Source organism: Agromyces larvae, assembly GCF_022811705.1.
GTDB classification, from domain to species: Bacteria; Actinomycetota; Actinomycetes; order Actinomycetales; family Microbacteriaceae; genus Agromyces; species Agromyces larvae.
In genome coordinates this window covers 1787859-1807986 of record NZ_CP094528.1, presented here as the reverse complement: position 1 = coordinate 1807986, position 20128 = coordinate 1787859, and the positions used below count along the sequence as shown (strand labels likewise).

Here is a 20128-nt window from a genome sequence, read left to right as displayed (position 1 = left end):
CGTGCTCGCCGCCGTCTTCGAACGCTACGGACCGCCCGAGGTCGTGCACCTCGCCGAGCGATCCATCCCCGAACCCGTGCCCGCCGACGGCGCGGTGCTGCCGACGCCGCCGTCGCTCTCGGCGCTCGTGCTCATGCCGCTCACCCGGCTGCTGCGGCGCCGGCGTGCGGCGATCTCGTTCACCGGTCTGCTGCCGACCGAGCGCAAGCGCGACGACCTCCGACAGCTGGGCGGACTCGTCGCACGGGGCGAGTTCGCGCCCGTGATCGATCGGGTCGTGCCGTTCGAGCGGATCGCCGAGGCCCACGCACGCGTCGACACCCGGCGCAAGGTGGGCGCGGTCGTCGTGGCGATCGCGGGAGCCGGGAGATGAGGGCCGTCGTGCGCCGCCGGTACGGCGGCCCCGAACGGCTCGAGGTGGCCGACGTGCACGAACCGTCGCCCGGCGCGGGCGAACTGGTCGTGCGGGTCGCGACGAGCGCGGTGAACGCGGCCGATGCGTTCATCCTCCGCGGCGAACCGCGCATCGCACGCCTGTCGTTCGGCATCGGCCGGCCGTCGCAGCCGGTGCTCGGCCGCGACGTCGCCGGCACCGTGACCGCGGTCGGCGAGGGCGTCGAGGGCTTCGCGATCGGCGATCGCGTCCACGGCGAGGCGGATGCCGCGTGGGCCGAGTTCGCCGTGCTGCCGGCGCCGGCCGCCGCCCGCATTCCGCGCGGCGTCGACCTCGTGCAGGCGGCGGCGCTGCCGCTGCCCGGCGTCACGGCGCTGCAGGCGCTGCGGATGGGTCTGCCCGCCGGCGAGGCATCCGATCGCGATCTCACCGGCCTCGACGGGATGAAGGCGCTCGTCACCGGAGCGTCGGGCAATGTCGGCCTGCTCGCGGTGGCGATCGCCGCCGCGCACGGCGCGCGCGTCACCGGCACCGCATCGCCCGCCCGGCTCGACCTGGTGCGGCGCGCCGGGGCCGAGCACGTCGCCGACCGCACGCACTCGGGCTCCGATCACGGGGTCGGCTACGACCTCATCGTCGACCTCACCGGCCACCGCACGCTCGCCGACCTCATGACCCGGCTCGCGCCGCGCGGCACCCTCGTGTCGTCGACCGGCGCCGGCGGGCGCACGCTCGGCCCGCTGCCGCGGATCGCCGCCGTCGCCACGCGCGACCTCGTCACCCGTCGACACCTGCGGGTGCTGGCCGCCCACCGCGACGGCGCCGACCTCGCGACGGTGGGCCGGCTCGTGCGCGACGGTCGGCTGACGCCGATCATCGACGGCGTGATGCCGATGTCGGCCGCCGCGGACGCGGTACGCCGGTTCGAAGCGGGGCAGGGGCACGGACGCATCATCCTCGACGCGACCCGGCTCGGGTGAGGCTGCGCCCGTTCAGCGCCGCCCGCTCACCCCCAGCTCGGCAGCCAGAAATGCAGCTGCCGCAGCGTCGGGTCGATCGGGATCGCCGTCCAGAGCGGGAAGAAGAAGGCCGACACCGCGAGCACGCCGACCAGGAACACCCCGACCACGGCGATGCCGCGGGTGCGCCGCCACGTCGGGTCGTCGCGCGACCCGAGGATGAGCCCCAGCACGAACACGAGCGCGAGCGTGGTGTACGGCTGGAACGCGATCGTGTAGAAGGTGAACACCGTGCGCTCGGGGTAGGCGAGCCACGGCAGGTACCCGGCCGCGAGCCCGAGCAGCACCGCGCCGACCTGCCACTCGCGGTACCTCGCCAGCCGGTACACGAGGTACACCACCGCGGCGGCCGCAGCCCACCAGATCAGCGGGTTCCCGATGCCCATGATCGACTCGACGCAGGTGCCGCCGTCACCGCAGCCGACCTCGCGGAAGTACATGTTCGTCGGCCGGCCCATGACGAGCCAGGTCAGCGGATTCGACTGCCACGGGTGGGACCCGTGCACGCCGATATGGAACGAGTACGCCGCCTCGTGGTAGTGCCAGAGGCTCTGCAGCGCGAGCGGCACCCAGGCGAACCCGCCCGTGGCGGCGTTGCCGAGCTGGGTCGCCCAGTCGCGGTAGTAGCCGCCGTCGGTGAGGAGCCAGCCCGTCCACGACGAGACGTAGACGACCACCGCCACCGGGACGAACAGCAGGAACGTGACGGGCGCCTGCTTGAGCAGCGCCCCGCTCAGCCACAGCGGCAGCCCCTCGCGCCGGCGTGCGACCGCGTCCACGGCGACGAGGTAGATGCCGAACGCGGCGATGAACCAGATGCCCGACCACTTCACCGCGCACGCCGCCCCGAACGCGGCGCCGGCCGCCACGACCCACGGCCGGGCCCACAGCGCGGGCCCGTAGTGCGGGTCGACGCCCTCGGCCCGGCGGTGCGCGACCCGGTCGGCGAGCAGCCGCGCGCTGCGGTCGCGGTCGAGCAGCACGAACCAGAACCCGATGAGCAGCAGGAGCATGAGCCAGGTGTCGAGCAGGGCGACCCGGCTCATCACGATGGCGTTGCCGTCGACCGCGAACAGCAGGCCCGCGATCACCGCCAGCAGCGTGGAGGCGAACAGGCGTCGCGCCACGAGCGTGATGACGAGCACGGCGAGCGTGCCGGCCAGTGCCGTCGCCGCTCGCCACCAGAAGGCGTCGCCGGCGCCGAACAGCGCCATGCCCAGGCCGAGCAGCCATTTGCCGAGCGGCGGGTGCACGACGTACGAGCCGCTCGTGTAGAACCCCATCGTGTCGCCGCTCGCGAAGTCGTCGTCGTACTCCGACGGCCAGGCCGCCTCGTAGCCGCGATGCCAGAGGCTCCACGCGTCCTTCACGTAGTAGGTCTCGTCGAAGACGAGCGACTGCGGGTGGCCGAGGTTCCAGAATCGCAGCACGGCGGCGATCAGCGTCACCGCGATCGGGGCGCCCCACGTCCAGAGCGCGCGCCGGCGGGGCGTCGACAGCGTGCGCGCCCACCAGCGGTCGAGGCGAGTGCCGGTGGGCTCGGCCGGCGCCGCGCTGGGGGCGGCGTCGGACGCAGTCATGCGCCTTACCCTAAGCCAGATCACCGGGTGCACCAGACTGGGTGTCATGATCATCCTCGGCGCGACCCCGATCGGCAATCTCGGCGATGCGTCGGCGCGGCTGCGACAGGCTCTCGAGGACGTCGGCACCGTCGCATCCGAGGACACCCGCGTGACGCAGCGCCTGCTCGCGGGGCTCGGCATCGCGAACCGACCGAGGCTCATCGCGCTGCACGAGCACAACGAACGGCAGAAGGCGCCCGAGCTCGTCGAACTCGCCCGCGACGCCGATGTGCTGGTGCTCACCGATGCGGGGATGCCGACCGTGTCCGACCCGGGCTTCCCGCTCGTGCAGGCCGCGGTCGCCGCGGGCGTCGAGGTGACCTGCATTCCCGGGCCGAGCGCTCCGGTGACCGCGCTCGCCCTGTCGGGTCTGCCCACCGATCGGTTCGCGTTCGAGGGGTTCCTGCCGCGCAAGGCGGGGGAGCGGGCGCGCCGGCTCGCCGAGCTCGCCGCCGACCGCCGCACGCTCGTCTTCTTCGAGGCGCCGAGCCGGCTCGCCGCATCCCTCGCCGCGCTCGCCGAGGCGTTCGGCGCCGACCGCCCGGCGGCGGTGTGCCGCGAGTTGACGAAGCTGCACGAGGAGGTGCGGCGGGGCCCGCTCGGCGAGCTCGCGACGTGGGCCGAGGGCGGGGTGCGCGGTGAGATCTGCATCGTCGTGGGCGGTGCGCCGGAGGCGGTGGCCGACCCGGCGTCGGCGCTCGCGCGCGTGCTCGAGCTCGAGGCATCCGGCGTGCGCCTGAAGGAGGCCGCGGCGCAGGTGGCGGCGACCACCGGGCTCGGCCGGCGCGAACTGTACGAAGCCGCGCTGCAGGCCCGCAAGGCGACCTGACGCCGGCGACCGACCCGGCCGGCGTGTGAATCACGGTTCACTTCTTGCCCGGAATGCCCTACGATCGTGCTGCGGTCGGCGATCCGCCCGGCCGGCACGAGGCTTCGAAGGAGCAGCCATGACCGATGCGGTCGCCACCAGGGACGTCCACGCACTCTTCGCACTGATCGACTCGGGGAACATCGCCGAGTTCGGCGCCCGCCTCGCCGAGGACGTCGTCTTCCGATTCGGCAACGAGGCGCCGCTCACCGGCATCGCCGGCGTCGGCGCCGGCATCGGCGGGGTGCTCGGGTCGATCCGCGGCATCCGCCACGCCATCGTCGACGCATGGCAGCCCGAACCCGACGTGTCGGTGGTGCGGATGGAGGTCGACGTCGAACGCGCCGACGGCGAGGTCGTGCGCCTGCCGAACGTCGACGTCATCCGCTGGCGGGGCGACCTCGTCGCCGAGTGGCACATCTTCATGGACGCGGCGCCGCTCGGGGTGCCCATCGACCAGGTGCCGGACGCGGTGCGCGTCGCCGCCTGACCGACCGTGCGCCGCGTCGACGACGCGTGCACGATCCTCGCGCCCGTGTCCACCCCTCTCGCATCCGACACGGCGGAGGGACAATGGAGGTGCGCGTCGAAGCGCCGGCTTCGCCGCGCACCGGAGGTGCGAGATGAACCACGCAGTGCGCTATTCGAGCCTCGGGGGGCCCGAGGTGCTCGAGGTCGTCGAGGTGCCGGCCGCCGAGGCGGGGCCGGGCGAGGTCGTCGTCGAGGTGTTCGCGGCCGGCATCAACCCGGCCGAGAGCGCGGCCCGCCGGGGGGAGGCGCCCGACGGGCGGCACCCCGTGCTGCCGGCGGCGTCCGGGCGCGAGTTCGCGGGGCTCGTCGTCGCGACCGGCGAGGGGGTCACGCGCTTCGCGAACGGCGACGAGGTGATCGGGCTGGTCGACTCCGGCGCGCACGCCACGCACGTCGTCGCCCCCGAAGCCGCGCTCGTGCACCGGCCGGCCGGCGTCGGCTGGGAGATCGCGGCCGCGCTGCCGGTCGCGGGCGCCACCGCCTGGCAGGCGGTGGAATCGCTCGGCCTGAGCGAGCGCGACACGGTCGTCGTGACCGCTGCGGCCGGCGGGGTCGGATGCCTCGCGGCCCAGTTGGCACGGCTGCACGGCGCGACGGTGATCGGCACGACGGCCGACGCGCGCTTCGACTTCCTGCGGCAGTTCGGGGTGATCCCCGTGGGGTACGGGCCCGGCCTCGCCGAGCGGGTGCGGGCGGCCGCACCCGGCCCGGTGACGGCATTCCTCGACTTCCTGGGCGGCGAGGCGGAGGCGGCCGCCGAACTCGGCGTCGCCCCGTCGCGAGTGCTGACCACGCTCGACCACGCCGCCGTCGAGGGCGGCCGCGCGTCGATCGTCGAACCCGGCGACCGGGTCGCGCTCGAACGCATCGCGCAGGCGATCGCCGACCGCAAGGTGCGGTTGCCGATCGCGGACATCGTGCCGCTCGAGCACGTCGCCGACGCGTACCGCACGCTCGACCGCCGTGACGCACCCGGCAAGATCGTGCTCGGCATGCGGGTGGTCGACTACCCGGCCCAGCGCACGCACGAGCCCGCTCTGAAGGAACAGGACGTCACCCTCGGGGTGGCGACCCCCCACGAGCACGTCGAGGTGACCGAGCAGATCCCGCCCGCCATCGCCGACGGCAGCGTGCGGCGGCGCCACCGCGAGGAGCGGGCGGCCCGCGACGAGGAGTAACGCGGCATCCCTCCCCTTTAGAATGCAGGAATGCCAGACGGCCGCTCGTTCTACATCACCACGCCCATCTTCTACGTCAACGACGTGCCCCACATCGGGCACGCGTACACGGAGGTGGCGGCCGACGTGCTCGCGCGCTGGCACCGCCAGGCCGGCGAGGACACCTGGTCGCTGACCGGCACCGACGAGCACGGCCAGAAGATTCTGCGCACCGCGACCGCGAACGGCGTGACCCCGAAGCAGTGGGCCGACCAGCTCGTCGCCGACGCCTGGAAGCCGCTGCTCGAGACGATCGACATCGCGAACGACGACTTCATCCGCACGACCGACGAGCGGCACGAGCGCAACGTGCAGCAGTTCCTGCAGAAGCTCTACGACGACGGCCACATCTACACCGGCGAGTACGAGGGCTACTACTGCGTCGGCTGCGAGGAGTACAAGACCGAGTCGCAGCTCGAGCCCGGCACCGGCGAGTACGAGGGGCAGCTGGTCTGCCAGATCCACTCGAAGCCGGTCGAGCTGCTGCACGAGAAGAACTACTTCTTCCGCATGTCGGCGTTCGCCGACCGGCTGCTCGCGCTCTACGACGAGCGCCCCGACTTCGTGCAGCCCGAGTCGGCGCGCAACGAGGTCGTCTCGTTCGTGAAGCAGGGCCTCGACGACCTGTCGATCTCGCGCTCGACGTTCGACTGGGGCGTGAAGGTGCCGTGGGACGACTCGCACGTGGTCTACGTGTGGTTCGACGCGCTGCTCAACTACATCACCGCGATCGGCTACGGCGAGGATGATGCGGAGTTCGCGCGCCGCTGGCCGGCGCAGCACATCGTCGGCAAGGACATCCTGCGGTTCCACGCCGTGATCTGGCCGGCCATGCTCATGGCTGCGGGCCTCGAGGTGCCGCGCGGCGTGTTCGGCCACGGCTGGCTGCTCGTCGGCGGCGAGAAGATGTCGAAGTCGAAGCTCACCGGCATCGCGCCGTCGCAGATCACCGACACGTTCGGCTCCGACGCGTTCCGCTACTACTTCCTGCGGGCGATCTCGTTCGGCCAGGACGGCTCGTTCTCGTGGGAGGACATGGCGGCGCGCTACCAGGCGGAGCTCGCGAACGGCTTCGGCAACCTCGCTTCGCGCGTGGTCGCGATGATCACCCGGTACTGCGACGGGGTCGTGCCCGCCGCGGTCGACGGCGCGCGGACCGCGGCAGACGAGGCGGTCGCCGAGGTCGAGCGACGGGCGACGGATGCCTCGTGGCAGGCGATCGACCGTCTCGCGATCCACGAGGCGATCGCGGCGGTGTGGGAGCTCGTGGACGCCCTGAACGGGTACATCACGAGCGAGGAGCCGTGGGCGCTCGCGAAGGACCCGGCGAACCGCGAGCGACTCGAGGCCGTGCTCGCGACCGCGTACCACGGGCTCGGCACGCTCGCCGTGCTGCTCTCGCCGGTGCTCCCGAAGGCGACCGCGAAGCTGTGGACCGCGCTCGGCGCTCCCGGCACGGTGCAGGGGCAGCGCATCGACCGGGCGCACGAGGCGACGCTCGGTTCGCAGGTGTCGCCGCTCGAGGCGCTGTTCCCGCGCGTCGAGGCGGCTGAGTGACCGACGCGGGTCGGCTCCCTTCGACGGGCTCGGGGAGCTCCGCCGAGTACCCGCCGGTGCCCGAGCCGCCGCTGCCGGTGCCGGTCTACGACAACCACACGCACCTCGAGTTCGACGACCGGCACGACGGGCGGGTGCTGCCGTTGAGCGTCGCCGAGCACCTCGACCGCGCCGAGCGGGCGGGCGTCGCGGGCGCCGTGCAGGTCGGCACGGATGTCGCCACCAGCCGGTGGTCGGCCGAGGCGGCGGCCCGCGACATCCGGTTGCTCGCCGCGGTCGCACTGCACCCGAACGAGGCGCCCGAGCTCGAGGCATCCGGGGACCTCGACGACGCGCTCGCCGTCATCGACGAACTGGCCGCCCGCCCGCGCGTGCGCGCCGTCGGCGAGACCGGGCTCGACTTCTACCGCACCGACGAGGAGGGGCGGCCGGCGCAGTTCCGCTCGTTCGAGGCGCACATCGACATCGCGAAGCGCCACGGGCTGGCCCTGCAGATCCACGACCGTGACGCGCACGACGAGGTCGTCGCGACCCTGCGGCGCGTCGGTGCGCCCGAGCGCACGGTGTTCCACTGCTTCTCGGGCGGGATCGACCTGGCCCGGCTGGCCGCCGACGCGGGCTGGTACTGCTCGTTCGCGGGCAACGTGACGTTCAAGAACGCCGGGAACCTGCGCGAGGCCCTGGCCGTGGTGCCGCGCGAGCGCATCCTCGTCGAGACCGACGCGCCCTATCTCACGCCGGCACCGCTGCGCGGGCGCCCGAACGCCCCCTATCTGGTGCCGCACACGGTGCGGTTCATGGCCGAGGTGCTCGGGGCCGATCTCGCCGAGCTGTGCACGCAGCTCGCGTCGAACACGGTTCGGGCGTACGGCTCGTGGCAGGATGAGCCCGTGACCACCACCGGGGGCGGGGACTGATCGTGCATCGGCACGAGGGCGAGCACGCGCCGACCATGCCCCGGCTGCTGGGCCCGGCCGAGATCCGCGACCTCGCCCAGATCCTGGGCGTGACGCCCACGAAGAAACTCGGGCAGAACTTCGTGCACGACGGCAACACGGTGCGCCGCATCGTGCAGACCGCCGGGGTCGAGGCCGGCGAGACGGTGCTCGAGATCGGCCCGGGACTCGGGTCGCTCACCCTCGGCCTGCTGGAGGCGGGTGCGAACGTCGTCGCCGTCGAGATCGACGGCCGGCTCGCCGAGCAGCTGCCGCACACCGCGACCCTGATGCAGCCCGGCACCTCGCTCACCGTCGTGCACGACGACGCGCTGCGGGTCACCGAGCTCCCCGGCGAACCGCCCGTGCGGCTCGTCGCGAACCTGCCCTACAACGTGTCGGTGCCCGTGCTGCTGCACCTGCTCGAGCACTTCCCGTCGATCCGGTCGGGCATCGTGATGGTGCAGGCCGAGGTCGGCCACCGGCTCGCCGCCGGGCCGGGCTCGAAGGTGTACGGCGCGCCGAGTGTGAAGGCGGCGTGGTACGGCGACTGGCGCACGGCCGGGCAGGTCTCCCGACTCGTGTTCTGGCCGGTGCCGAACGTCGACTCGGTGCTCGTCGGCTTCGCACGCCGCGATGCCCCCGGCGACCCGCCCGGCACCGAGGCCGAGCGGCGGGCGACCTTCGAGCTCGTCGATGCGGCGTTCCAGCAGCGGCGCAAGATGCTGCGCCAGGCGCTGTCCGGCGTGCTCGGCGGATCGGCCGCCGACGCCTCGGCGGTGCTCGAGCTCGCGGGCATCGACCCGCAGGCGCGCGGCGAGCAGCTCGGCGTCGACGAGTTCCTGCGCATCGCGCGGGCGCTGCCGGCGAGCGATTAGCGTGGTGCCATGACGATCGCGGCGACCGACGAGGCGGTGCACGTTCGGGCGCCCGGCAAGATCAACCTCTTCCTGCGCGTGGGCGAGCTCGACGCCGACGGCTACCACGATGTCGCCACCGCGTACCAGGCGGTGTCGCTCTACGAAGACCTGCGGGCCTGGCCGTCCGACGAGTTCACGCTCGCCTTCAGCGGCAGCGTCGACACGTCGCAGTTGCCCACGGACCGCACGAACCTCGCGATCCGCGCGGCCCGGTTGCTGGCGCGCACCGCGGGAGTTCCGGGCGGGGTGCACTTCGAGATCGCCAAGCACGTTCCGATCGCGGGCGGCATGGGCGGGGGCTCAGCGGATGCCGCGGCCGCCCTCGTGGCGTGCGACGCGCTGTGGGGCACGGCCCTCTCGAAGGACGATCTGCACGCGTTGGCCGCCGAGCTCGGCGCCGACGTGCCGTTCGCCCTGACGGGCGGCACCGCGATCGGCACCGGGCGCGGCGACCGGCTGAGCCCGGCACTGGCGACCGGGTCGTTCCACTGGGTGCTGGTGGTCGCCGACCACGGGCTGTCGACGCCCGCCGTGTACACCGAACTCGACCGCATCCGCGAGCAGCAGCTCGGCACCGGTCGGCGGGGTCCCGCCGCGGCGCCCGCCGGGCCGCCCGTGGTGGACCCCGAGGTGCTGCAGGCGCTCCGCGCCGGCGACCCCGAACACCTGGCACGCGCGGTGCGCAACGACCTCCAGCACGCCGCCGTGCGGCTCGCTCCCGATCTCGCCGAACTCATCGACCTCGGCGTCTCGCTGGGGGCGTTGAGCGGCATCGTGTCGGGGTCGGGCCCGACGGTGGCGTTCCTCACCGAGAGCGCCGAGTCGGCCATCGAGCTGCAGGTGGCGCTGTCCGCCGCTCGGCGAACCGCCTTGCACGTGCACGGGCCGGTCGGCGGCACGCGCATCGTGCACGGCTGACGGGAGCCCGACCCGGGCATCAGCGGCCCAGAACGGCCAGAGCGACTCAGAACGGCGATCGACTCAGAACGGCCAGATCAGCGGCACGACGAGCACGGCGAAGGCGACGTACACCACCACGAGGGGCAGGCCCAGCCGCCAGTAGTCGCCGAACCGGTACCCGCCCGGCTGCATCACCATGAGGTTCACCGGGGTGGCGATGGGCGTGAGGAACGCCGCCGCCCCCGCGACCGTGAGCGCCATCATGAACGGCTGCACGCTCACGTCGAGCGTCGCCGACACCGACACCGCGATCGGCGCGACGACGAGCACCGTCGCCACGTTCGAGATGAACTGGCCGAGCGCGACGGTCACGATGCAGAGCACGAGCAGCACCAGATACGGCGACCCACCGCCCGTGAAGCCGAGCACGAGGTGGGCGAACCAGGCGGCGGCCCCGGTCGAGACGATCGCCGACGACAACGGGATCATGCCGGCGATGAGCACGACCGTCGTCCACGAGATCGAGCGGTACACCTGCGGCACGGTGAGCACCCCCGTGAGCACGAGCGCGCCCGCGGCGCCGAGCCCGGCGACCGCCGGAGGCACGAGCCCGGTCGCCAGCAGCAGCACCATCGCGGCGAGGATCACGACCGCCCGGCGCGCGCCGCGGCTGAACGGCACCCCGCGCTGCAGCGTGTCGGGCGCGCTCACCGCGATCACCTCGGGCGAGTGCACGTAGCGGTCGAGCGCGGGCCACGGCCCCTGCACCAGCACCGCGTCGCCCGCGCGCAGCGTGAGGTAACCGGCCGGGTCGGCGTCCGTGGCGTTCGGCCCGCCGGCGTCGCCGCGCCGCACGGCGAGGATGAGCAGGTCTTCGCGAAGCGTACGCATGCCCGCGCAGACGCGGCGCCCGATGAGCGGTGAGCGCGGGGCGATCATGACCTCGGTCACGCCCTCCTCGGCGGTGAACAGCGAGGTCGTGTCGAGTGAGACCGCGTATTCGTCGCGGAAGGTGCGCGCCGCCTCCTCGGTGTCGCGCGACCCCTCGACGGTCGCGGGCCGGCGCTCGGGCAGCAGCCGGCCCCCGGCGAGCGCCACGACCGCCGTCGTGCACAGCACGATCGGCACGCCGATGAGCGCGAACTCGAAGAACCCGAACGCCCGACCGCCGGCCGCGACCGCGGTGTCGGACACGAGCGGGTTCACGGGGGTGCCGGCGAGCGTGAGCAGCGACCCGGCGCTCGCCGCGAAGGCCACCGGGATGAGCAGGCGCGACGGCACGATCTTCGCGCGTGCCGCGACCACCACGACGACGGGCAGCAGCGCCGCGACGGCGCCGTTGATGCTGATGAACGCGGCGAGCACGGCGACGATGAGCGCGATGACCGCGGTGAGCCGTCTGCGGCGGACGCCGGCACGGCCGATCACCTGGCGGCCGACCCACGCGGTCACGCCGGTCGCGTCGAGCGCCTCGCTCACCACGAAGAGCGAGGCGATGAACAGCACCGTCGGGTCGCCGAACCCGGCGAGCGCCTCGGGCAGGGTCAGCACGCCGGTCGCCCAGAGCGCGATCGCCACGCCGATGGCCACGACGCCGATCGGCACGCGCCCCGAGACGAACGCGACGATCGCGACGGCCAGGATCGCGAGGGTCGCGATGGCGGGATCCATGCCCCAACTCTAGGGGCGGCATCCGCGCGACTAGGCTCGACGGGACATGGCACACCTCCTGGGCGCCGAGCGCCTGCACCTCGAATTCCCCACCCGCATCGTCTTCGACGAGGTGACCGTCGGGCTCGCCGACGGCGACCGGGTCGGCATCGTGGGGCGCAACGGCGACGGCAAGTCGACGCTGCTGAAGCTGCTCGCCGGCCGCCTCGAACCGGATTCGGGGCGGGTCACGCCGCGGCGCGGCATCCGGATCGGCATGCTCGACCAGGCCGACACCGTGGATCCCGACCTGACGGTCGCCGAAGCCGTCGTCGGCGGCATCGACGAGCACGTGTGGGCCGGCGATGCGAAGGTGCGCGACGTGATCGCGGGGCTGCTCGGCGACGTGCCGTGGCAGGGGCGGGTCGGCGACCTGTCGGGCGGCCAGCGTCGCCGGGTCGGGCTCGCGGCGCTGCTCGTGGGGGAGTGGGACGTGGTGTTCCTCGACGAGCCCACGAACCACCTCGATGTCGAGGGCATCGCCTGGCTCGCGCAGCACGTGAAGCAGCGCTGGGCGGGCGGGCAGGGCGCGCTCGTGGTCGTCACGCACGACCGGTGGTTCCTCGACGAGGTGTGCACCGCCACCTGGGAGGTGCACGACGGCGTCGTCGAGCCGTTCGAGGGCGGGTACGCGGCGTACATCCTGCAGCGCGTCGAGCGCGACCGGATGGCGGCGGCCACCGAGGCCCGCCGGCAGAACCTGATGCGCAAGGAGCTGGCCTGGCTGCGCCGGGGAGCGCCGGCCCGCACCTCGAAGCCGAAGTTCCGCATCGAGGCGGCGAACCAGCTCATCGAGGACGTGCCGCCGCCCCGCAACCGGGTCGAGCTGGACCGGCTCGCGGTCGCCCGGCTCGGCAAGGACGTGGTCGATGTGCTCGACGCGGGCGTCGAGTTCCCAGCGCCCGGCGGCGGCACGCGAACCGTCCTGAAGGACGTGGAGTGGCGCATCGCGCCGGGGGAGCGCACCGGCATCCTGGGCGTGAACGGGGCCGGCAAGTCGACGCTGCTCGGGCTCGTCACCGGCGCGGTGACGCCGTCGAGCGGGCGGGTGAAGCGCGGGAAGACCGTGCGCATCGCGACGCTCAGCCAGGAGCTCGCCGAACTCGCCGAGTGGGCCGACGAGCGGGTGAGCGCCGTCGTGGCCGCGCAGCGGTCGAGCTACACGATCGGCGCGGGCTCCAAAGCGGTCGAACTCACCCCGGGGCAACTGCTCGAACGACTGGGGTTCACGAGCCGGCAGCTCGCGACACCCGTGCGCGACCTGTCGGGCGGGCAGAAGCGGCGCCTGCAGCTCCTGCTCATCCTGCTGCAGGAGCCGAACGTGCTCATCCTCGACGAGCCCACGAACGACCTCGACACCGACATGCTCGCCGCCATCGAAGACCTGCTCGACTCGTGGCCCGGCACCCTGCTCGTCGTCTCGCACGACCGGTACCTCGTGGAGCGCGTCACCGACCAGCAGTACGCGATCCTCGACGGGCATCTGCGGCACCTTCCCGGCGGCGTCGAGGAGTACCTGCGGCTGCGGGCGGGGCAGGTCCAGGGCGGTACGGATGCCTCGCCGGCACGTGCGGCCGCTCCGGCCGCGCCGGCCGCCCCGGCTGCCCCGGCCGGTTCAGCCTTGGAGGGCGCGGCCCGCCGCGCCGCCGAGAAGGAGCTGTCGTCGATCGACCGCCGGCTCGAGAAGCTGCAGGCGCAGATCGCGGAGCAGCACGAGCAGCTCGCTCGCCACGACCAGGCCGACTATGTGGGCCTCGGCGTGCTCGGCGACGAGCTCGGCGAGCTCGAGGCATCCGTCGCCGATCTCGAGACCCGCTGGCTGGAGCTGTCGGAGCTGCTCGAGGGCTGAGTCGGCGGCCTGCTCGCTCGTCCGCTGCCCTCGTATCTGGCCATGAGGGTCGCAGCCCGGTCGCGGAGGGCCGCGCGCAGCTCCTCGGGGGCGAGGACCTCGGCGGCGGCGTCGAGCTGCCAGATCGCCCACACGGCGTGCCGCAGGTCCTCGAAGGCCACGTCGAGGCGGACCCAGCCCTGCGCGTCCGGTTCCTCGGCGCGGACGGCGCGCACGTTCTTCAGCAGATCCTCCCGTCGCGTGAGATCGACCCGGACACGGACGGCGAGGCGGTGCTCGGACAGGAAGCGTGCCGTGCGCTCGGCCCAGATCCGGTCGAGATCGACCTGGGCGGGGCGTTCGGCGGACTCGGGGAGTGCTTCGGCGATCGACATGCGCGAGACGCGGTAGGTGCGGTCGTTCCCCGATGCGGTGGCGAGCAGGTAGGTGCGCTCGCGCACGGTGACCAGCCCGATCGGATCGACCGTGTGCCACCGCGGCTCCCGGTCGGGTGCGACGTAGTGGAAGCGGAGCTTGCGGCCGGCGAGCACCGCATGACGGACCTCGCCCATCACGGCGCTCGACACGCCTTCGGTGATCAGCCGGCGGGAGAGCAGGTCGGTCTCGGGTTCGACCAGGAACCGCGTCGCGGCAGCGCCGAGGCCGGCCCGGTGTGCTTCGGGCAGTGCGTCGACCACCTTGCGCATCGCCGACGCCAGCGCGGTGCCGAGCCCGAACACCTGCTCGCCGCGGGCGGCTCCGGCGGTCAGCAGGGCGAGCGCTTCGTCGTGATTCAGCCCGGTCAGCTCGGTGCGGAAGCCGGGGAGCAGGGAGAACCCGCCGTGCCGCCCGCGATCGGCGTAGACGGGCACCCCGGCGGTGGAGAGCGCCTCGATGTCGCGCAGCACCGTGCGTGTCGACACCTCGAGTTCGCCGGCGAGCTCGTTCGCGGTCATCCGACCCCGTTGGCGCAGCAGGAGCACCAGAGACACCAGCCGGTCCGCCCGCATCGATCCATTCTCGTCGAGAATCACGACACAGGGTGTCGTGATTCGTCGGAAGGCTGGATGCGAGCGTCGAGGACGGGGGCCATCCGGCCGCCGGGCGCTCGCACACGCAATGAACGGAGTCGTGATGCAACGAACGGCAGTCAATCCGGTGACCTGGTCGCAGGCGTTGGGATTCAACCAGGGGGAGGCCGTCACCGGTGAGACCCGGACCCTCCACATCTCGGGGCAGACCGCGATGAGCGAGGACGGTCGACCCGAGCACGACGGAGACATCGCCGCGCAGCTCGCGCTGGCCGTGGACAACCTCGAAGCCGTCCTCGCGGAGGCGGGCATGTCCCTGGCGAACCTCGTTCGCCTCAACGTCTACACGACCGACGTGGACGCGCTGTTCCCGCACTACGGGGTGCTCGCCGGAAGGCTCGGAGCAGCGGGAGTCGCGCCGACGACCACGATGCTGGGCGTGACGCGGCTGGCGATCCCCGGTCAGCTGGTCGAGCTCGACGGGACCGCGGTCGCGTAGCACCGATGCGATACCGGCGCGGGGCGGAGACCGCGTCGTCGCCCCGCACCGGTATCGAGGATCCTGCGTCACATGACGAAACAGCGCGCGGAGCGTCGCAGATCCTTCGTCTAAGGTGGACGTCGAGCTCGTGCCATGACGGCACCGATCCGCGCCCGACCGGGCGACGCGACCGGTGCCGTTTCCCGTTCACCGCCACCAGCGACCGGCCGAGCCCCACCAGAGAGGGACCAATGTCACAGCGCACCATCCGTCGCGGCGTCGTCGCCGCGCTCGCCGCCCTGCCCATCGCCGCGCTCCTGGCCGGCTGCGCCGCCTCCTCGGGCGACGCCGCCGACGGCGGCTCGAGCGATGAGCCCATCACCATCGGCGTCGTGGGCGCGAGCGACCCGTACTGGGCCACCTACGCCGAGGCCGCGGCCGACGCGGGCATCCCGGTCGAGATCGTCGACTTCGCCGAGTACACGCAGCCGAACCCGGCGCTCACCGAGGGCGAGATCGACCTCAACCAGTTCCAGCACATCGTGTACCTCGCCACCTACAACGAGGCCGCCGGTGAAGACCTGCAGCCCATCGGCTCCACCGCGATCTACCCGCTCGGCCTCTACTCGACGAAGTACGACTCCGTCGAGGACATCCCCGACGGCGAGACCGTCGCGATCCCGAACGACGAGTCGAACCAGGCCCGCGGCCTGCTCGTGCTGCAGTCGGCAGGGCTCGTGTCGCTGAAGGGCGGCGGCAGCATCTTCTCGACCGTCGACGACATCGACGAGGCGAAGTCGCGCGTCAAGGTGACCACCCTCGAGGCGACGCTCACCCCGACCTCGCTGCCCGACGTGGCCGCCGCGATCATCAACAACGACTTCATCGCCGACGCGGGCCTCGAGGCATCCGACGCGATCGCACAGGACGACCCGAGCGACCCGAACGCGCTGCCGTACGTGAACATCTTCGCTGCCCGCGCCGACGACGTCGACAACCCCGACTACCTGAAGCTCGTGGAGATCTACCAGGACACCAAGGCCGTGCAGGACGGCGTGCTCGAGAACTCCGGCGGCACCGCGGTGCTGCTGAAGACCCCGGTCGCCGACCTGGTCGCCTCGCTGAAGAAGGTGCAGGCCGACATCGCGGCCAAGGGCTGAGGCCCGGGTTCAGTACGCTTCACCTCTGCTCCCGTCGGATGACCCGGTGCGAACCTCGCCCGGGTCATCCGGCATGAACCCCGAACCCTCCCCAGGAACCCCGGTACCACATGGCACTCGTCGAACTCCGGGACGTCGTGAAGACGTACCCACCCACCACGCGCGGCGGCGACCCGGTCGTCGCCGTCGATCACGTCGACCTCGACATCCACGAGGGCGACGTCTTCGGCGTCATCGGCTACTCGGGCGCCGGCAAGTCGACGCTCGTGCGGCTCGTCAACGCGCTCGAGCCCGCGACCTCGGGCCGCATCTCGATCGCCGGCACCGACCTCACGACGCTACCCGAGCGCGATCTGCGCCGCGAGCGGCTCGGCATCGGGATGATCTTCCAGCAGTTCAACCTCTTCTCGTCGCGCACCGTCGCCGGCAACATCGCCTACCCGCTGCATGTGGCCGGGCGACCGCGTGCCGAGATCCGGGCACGCGTCGACGAACTGCTCGGGTTCGTGGGGCTCGCCGACAAGGCGACGCAGTACCCCGAGCAGCTCTCGGGCGGCCAGAAGCAGCGCGTCGGCATCGCCCGTGCGCTCGCGACCGCGCCGCGGCTGCTGCTCGCCGACGAGGCGACGAGCGCCCTCGACCCCGAGACCACGCACGAGGTGCTCGACCTGCTGCGCACGGTGAACCGCGACCTCGGCATCACCATGGTCGTCATCACCCACGAGATGGACGTCATCCAGAACCTCGCGACCAAGGTCGCCGTGATGGAGCAGGGGCGGGTCATCGAGCAGGGCGAGGTGTTCGAGGTGTTCTCGCGGCCCGAGCACCCCGCGTCGCGTCGGTTCGTGTCGACGGTGATCAAGGGGGTGCCCTCGCCCGACGAGCTCGCCGGGCTGCGGGCCCGGCATCACGGCCGCATCGTGACGATCTCGTTCCACGACGGCGGTGCCGCGCAGGCCGAGGTCTTCGTCGAACTGGCGCGCGCGGGCATCGCGTTCGAACTCGTGTACGGCGGCGTGAACGACATCCAGGGCCGTGCGTTCGGTCACCTCACCCTCTCGCTCGAGGCATCCGACCAGGTGATCGACGAGACCCTCGCTCGCCTGCGCGAGCGTGTCGAGATCGTGGAGGCCGCGTGATGGACGTGCTCATCCCTGTCGACCGGCTGCGCTTCGATGCGGTCGCGACCTCGTGCTCGCAGGACGCTGTGGAGGTCGCGTGATGGACGTGCTCATCCCCCTCCTGCCCAAGCTCTTCGAGGCGACCCTCGAGACCCTCAACATCGTCGTCTGGTCGATGCTGTTCGGTGGGCTCGGCGGGCTCGTCATCGGTCTCGGGCTGTACTCGACCCGCGCCGGCAACCTGTTCGCGAACCGGTTCGTGTTCGGCACGCTGAACGTGCTGGTGAACATCTTCCGGCCGATCCCGTTCATCATCTTCCTGGCGGCGGCCCAGCCGCTCGCAAGGCTCGTGGTCGGCAAGGGCATCGGCGACCCGGCGTTCATCTTTATGGTGTCGTTGGCGGCGATGTTCGGCATCAGCCGGATCGTCGAGCAGAACCTGCTGACGGTCTCGCCGGGTGTGATCGAGGCGGCGAAGGCCGCCGGTGCCGGACCGTGGCGCATCACCCTCACCGTCGTCATCCCCGAGGCGCTCGGGCCGCTGATCCTGGGCTACACGTTCGTGTTCGTCGCGATCGTCGACATGTCGGCGCTCGCGGGGCTCATCGGCGGCGGCGGCCTCGGTGCGTTCGCGATCCAGTACGGCTTCCGGCAGTTCGAACCCGTGGTGACGTGGGCGGCGCTGATCCTCGTGATCCTGCTGGTGCAGGCGGTGCAGTTCCTCGGCAACCTGCTCGCGCGCAAGGTGCTGCGGCGCTGACGCGCGCGGCGCGGTGCGTCTGCTCCTCCCCAGGGCGGGGCGGCCGCGCCGGATGCCACAGCTGACGCATCTCGGCGGAATCAGGGCGGCGGCTCGGCCGATCATCGTCGGCATGACGATTCCCGCTGACGAAGCCGCCCTGATCCCGCTCACCACCGATGCGGCCCTGCAGGAGCGGGTCACCGACCTGCTGCAGTGCGCCTTCCGCCGTCAGTGGTGGACGCTGTACCTCGACGCCGACGACCGGCAGCTCCCGGTGATCATGCCGATGGCCGGGTATCCGCACGACCCGACCGAACCCGTCATCGACGGGAGCGGATTCCCGGGCACCGCGGCACAGCTGCTCGCAGATCGACTCGCCATGATGATCGAGGATCTGGGTGCGGCGAGCGTGGTGTTCGTGTGGGAGCGCCCCGGTTCGGCCGAATCGACCCCGGCTGACCGTGCCTGGGCGCGCGAGCTCGCCGACGCGTGCCGCGCTGAGACGGTACGCGTGCGCGCGCAGTTCATCGCGCACTCACGAGGCATCCGCTGGTTCGCGCCCGACGACTTCGCGTGAGGGTCGGCTGCGCGACACGGTGGGGCGAGCGCGCTCAGAACGGCGGTGTGGGCGGATACCCGAGCGCGGCCGTCGGCGGTGCATCGCCCACCGGATTCGGATCTCGATCGGTGCGGTCGGAGCCTGCGTCGGGGAACCGCGCGGCCCTCGTCGCCCCTCGCGGCAGGGCCCGCATCGACGTGGCAGGCGTGGTGACGTAGGTGCGCCCGGTGAGCGACCGCCACTCGAGGACGCCGTCGGCACGGTGACGCACCGACCAGGCGCTCTCGTGTTTCAGATGGTGATGGCCGGGGCAGAGATGGGCGAGGTTGTCGAACGCGGTGCGACCGCCGTCGGCGAAGTCGTCGGTGTGGTCGAGGTCGCAGCGCACCGCCCGGCGATTGCACCCCGGGAACCGGCAGGTCTCGTCGCGCACCCGCAACCATCTCGTCAGGTCGGCGGGCGGGCGGTAGACCGTGCGATCGAGGTCGAGCACGACCCCGTCGACCGGATGGGTGAGCAGGCGGGTGAACGACGGCGCCTGCGCGGCGAGCCGGCGGGCGACCTCGGGCGCGATCGGCCCGTACCCGTCGAGATCGCCGGGTTCGTCGTCGCTGCCGAGCAGGGTGAGCACGGGCACCGTGACGTGCACGGTCGGACGTGCCGTGGCGGCGGCCGCATGGAACGCGTCGCCCACCGGCGGCACCGCCGAACGCAGCAGGTCGCGCGCGACGTCGGCGCGGAGCTGCGCGGGGGTGCGCGGGTCGTCGGCGTCGGCCGCGTCGGCGGCGACCCGATCGACACGGTCGCAGATCAGCATCGCGTCGGACGCATCGAGATGCAGATGCAGCCAGGCCATGCCGTCGGCGGCCGGCTCGAACTCGAGCCGACGTTCGGCGAGCGCCGCCGCGTGACGCTCGGCCAGGGTCTCGGCCCGGATCTCGTCGCGCAGGCGGCGCGCGACGCGGCGCAGGGTCGCCGGCGAGACATCCGCAGCACGAATCGAGAGCTCGCCGTCGAGGCGGGAGCGCTCGTCATCGCCCAGCCCGGTCGTGGCGTCGATGATGACGCGGGCATGCGTGTAGTCGATCTCTCCGGCGCGGAGCGCGGCGAGGGTCGCGGGCAGCTGCGTGCACAGCGACCACGCCTCGTCGATGAGGCGCAGCATCGTGCGCTCGGCGATGCGCAGGGCGGTTGCGAGTTCGCTCGTCACCGCCCGCCGCGCCATCTCGTGGCGCCGCTCGCCCGACAGGTTGGAGGACGTGAACGCGTCGGCGTGCTGCACCGCGTACTCGACGGCGGCATGGATGATGCCCACCCGCACCGACTGCTGCATGGCCTCGATGCGGCGGGCCTGTGCGGCGGCGTCGACGAAGGCGTCGAGCCCGTCCTGGGCGATCACGTACGCCGAGCGCGCGTCGAACGTCACCGGGGACCCGGCCACGGGCCGGACCGGAGGAGCGACGGTGTCGACGAGCATGCCCTCAGCATACCGAGATTCGAAGATATGTTCGAGAGTTCTCCACCGTTCACCCG

Annotated in this window: 19 protein-coding genes; 15 read left to right on the top strand and 4 right to left on the bottom strand. The window is 72.4% G+C overall.

The window, feature by feature from the left end; translation table 11 throughout:
- The first annotated feature begins 1 nt into the window (after position 1).
- Positions 2–373, top strand: coding sequence for a zinc-binding dehydrogenase (locus MTO99_RS08610; RefSeq protein ID WP_243558417.1), 372 nt, complete (start codon positions 2–4; stop codon positions 371–373).
- Positions 370–1374, top strand: a complete 1005-nt coding sequence (locus MTO99_RS08605) for a quinone oxidoreductase family protein (protein WP_243558415.1) — start codon at positions 370–372, stop codon at positions 1372–1374. The genes MTO99_RS08610 and MTO99_RS08605 overlap by 4 nt, the downstream gene beginning before the upstream one ends.
- A gap of 26 nt (positions 1375–1400) precedes the next feature.
- Here MTO99_RS08605 and MTO99_RS08600 read toward each other — a convergent pair whose 3' ends face one another.
- Positions 1401–2993, bottom strand: coding sequence for a dolichyl-phosphate-mannose--protein mannosyltransferase (locus tag MTO99_RS08600; RefSeq protein ID WP_243558414.1), 1593 nt, complete (start codon positions 2991–2993; stop codon positions 1401–1403).
- A 46-nt stretch (positions 2994–3039) separates the two neighbouring features.
- On the opposite strand from MTO99_RS08600, the gene rsmI reads away from it, so the two are divergent.
- The 7 genes from rsmI to MTO99_RS08565 all read left to right on the top strand — a co-directional run bounded on the left by rsmI (position 3040) and on the right by MTO99_RS08565 (position 9981).
- A complete protein-coding gene (gene rsmI / locus MTO99_RS08595; RefSeq protein ID WP_243558413.1) occupies positions 3040–3864 on the top strand; it encodes a 16S rRNA (cytidine(1402)-2'-O)-methyltransferase in 825 nt (274 codons plus the stop codon).
- A gap of 118 nt (positions 3865–3982) precedes the next feature.
- On the top strand, positions 3983–4393 hold the full coding sequence (locus MTO99_RS08590; RefSeq protein ID WP_243558411.1) for a nuclear transport factor 2 family protein: 411 nt from the start codon (positions 3983–3985) through the stop codon (positions 4391–4393).
- A gap of 133 nt (positions 4394–4526) precedes the next feature.
- Positions 4527–5612: an NADP-dependent oxidoreductase gene (locus tag MTO99_RS08585; RefSeq protein ID WP_243558409.1), complete on the top strand. Its 1086-nt coding sequence runs from the start codon at positions 4527–4529 to the stop codon at positions 5610–5612.
- 30 nt (positions 5613–5642) lie between these two features.
- Complete coding sequence (gene metG / locus MTO99_RS08580; RefSeq protein WP_243558407.1) at positions 5643–7208, top strand: methionine--tRNA ligase; 1566 nt, start codon at positions 5643–5645, stop codon at positions 7206–7208.
- The gene (locus MTO99_RS08575; RefSeq protein WP_243558406.1) at positions 7205–8125 is read left to right on the top strand and encodes a TatD family hydrolase; all 921 of its coding nucleotides are present in this window, start codon (positions 7205–7207) and stop codon (positions 8123–8125) included. The genes metG and MTO99_RS08575 overlap by 4 nt, the downstream gene beginning before the upstream one ends.
- Positions 8126–8160: 35 nt before the next feature.
- A complete protein-coding gene (gene rsmA, locus MTO99_RS08570; RefSeq protein ID WP_243559035.1) occupies positions 8161–9021 on the top strand; it encodes a 16S rRNA (adenine(1518)-N(6)/adenine(1519)-N(6))-dimethyltransferase RsmA in 861 nt (286 codons plus the stop codon).
- 9 nt (positions 9022–9030) lie between these two features.
- Positions 9031–9981 carry a 4-(cytidine 5'-diphospho)-2-C-methyl-D-erythritol kinase gene (locus tag MTO99_RS08565; RefSeq protein WP_243558405.1) on the top strand — a complete coding sequence of 317 codons (951 nt, stop codon included), beginning with the start codon at positions 9031–9033 and terminating at the stop codon, positions 9979–9981.
- A 63-nt stretch (positions 9982–10044) separates the two neighbouring features.
- On the opposite strand, the gene MTO99_RS08560 is transcribed toward MTO99_RS08565, so the two are convergent.
- A complete protein-coding gene (locus tag MTO99_RS08560) occupies positions 10045–11634 on the bottom strand; it encodes an SLC13 family permease (RefSeq protein ID WP_243558403.1) in 1590 nt (529 codons plus the stop codon).
- 46 nt (positions 11635–11680) lie between these two features.
- On the opposite strand from MTO99_RS08560, the gene MTO99_RS08555 reads away from it, so the two are divergent.
- Positions 11681–13522: an ABC-F family ATP-binding cassette domain-containing protein gene (locus MTO99_RS08555; RefSeq protein ID WP_243558402.1), complete on the top strand. Its 1842-nt coding sequence runs from the start codon at positions 11681–11683 to the stop codon at positions 13520–13522.
- Here MTO99_RS08555 and MTO99_RS08550 read toward each other — a convergent pair.
- On the bottom strand, positions 13417–14511 hold the full coding sequence (locus tag MTO99_RS08550; RefSeq protein WP_256461041.1) for a helix-turn-helix transcriptional regulator: 1095 nt from the start codon (positions 14509–14511) through the stop codon (positions 13417–13419). The two genes, MTO99_RS08555 and MTO99_RS08550, sit on opposite strands and share 106 nt — an antisense overlap.
- Positions 14512–14635: 124 nt before the next feature.
- Here MTO99_RS08550 and MTO99_RS08545 point away from each other — a divergent pair, with 124 nt between their 5' ends.
- The 5 genes from MTO99_RS08545 (at position 14636) to MTO99_RS08525 (ending at position 18613) form a co-directional block, all read left to right on the top strand.
- Complete coding sequence (locus MTO99_RS08545; RefSeq protein ID WP_243558398.1) at positions 14636–15031, top strand: RidA family protein; 396 nt, start codon at positions 14636–14638, stop codon at positions 15029–15031.
- Positions 15032–15264: 233 nt separating this feature from the next.
- Positions 15265–16173, top strand: coding sequence for a MetQ/NlpA family ABC transporter substrate-binding protein (locus MTO99_RS08540; protein WP_243558397.1), 909 nt, complete (start codon positions 15265–15267; stop codon positions 16171–16173).
- 110 nt (positions 16174–16283) lie between these two features.
- Entirely contained in the window at positions 16284–17312 is a 1029-nt protein-coding gene (locus MTO99_RS08535; RefSeq protein ID WP_243558396.1) for a methionine ABC transporter ATP-binding protein, read from the top strand.
- An 82-nt stretch (positions 17313–17394) separates the two neighbouring features.
- A complete protein-coding gene (locus MTO99_RS08530) occupies positions 17395–18054 on the top strand; it encodes a methionine ABC transporter permease (protein WP_243558394.1) in 660 nt (219 codons plus the stop codon).
- Between the two features lie 112 nt (positions 18055–18166).
- Positions 18167–18613 (top strand): hypothetical protein, encoded by a 447-nt coding sequence (locus MTO99_RS08525; RefSeq protein ID WP_243558392.1) that lies wholly within the window; start codon positions 18167–18169, stop codon positions 18611–18613.
- Positions 18614–18647: 34 nt separating this feature from the next.
- Here the strand turns inward: MTO99_RS08525 and MTO99_RS08520 are convergent, their stop codons facing one another.
- Positions 18648–20072, bottom strand: coding sequence for an HNH endonuclease signature motif containing protein (locus MTO99_RS08520; protein ID WP_243558391.1), 1425 nt, complete (start codon positions 20070–20072; stop codon positions 18648–18650).
- Positions 20073–20128: the final 56 nt, after the last annotated feature.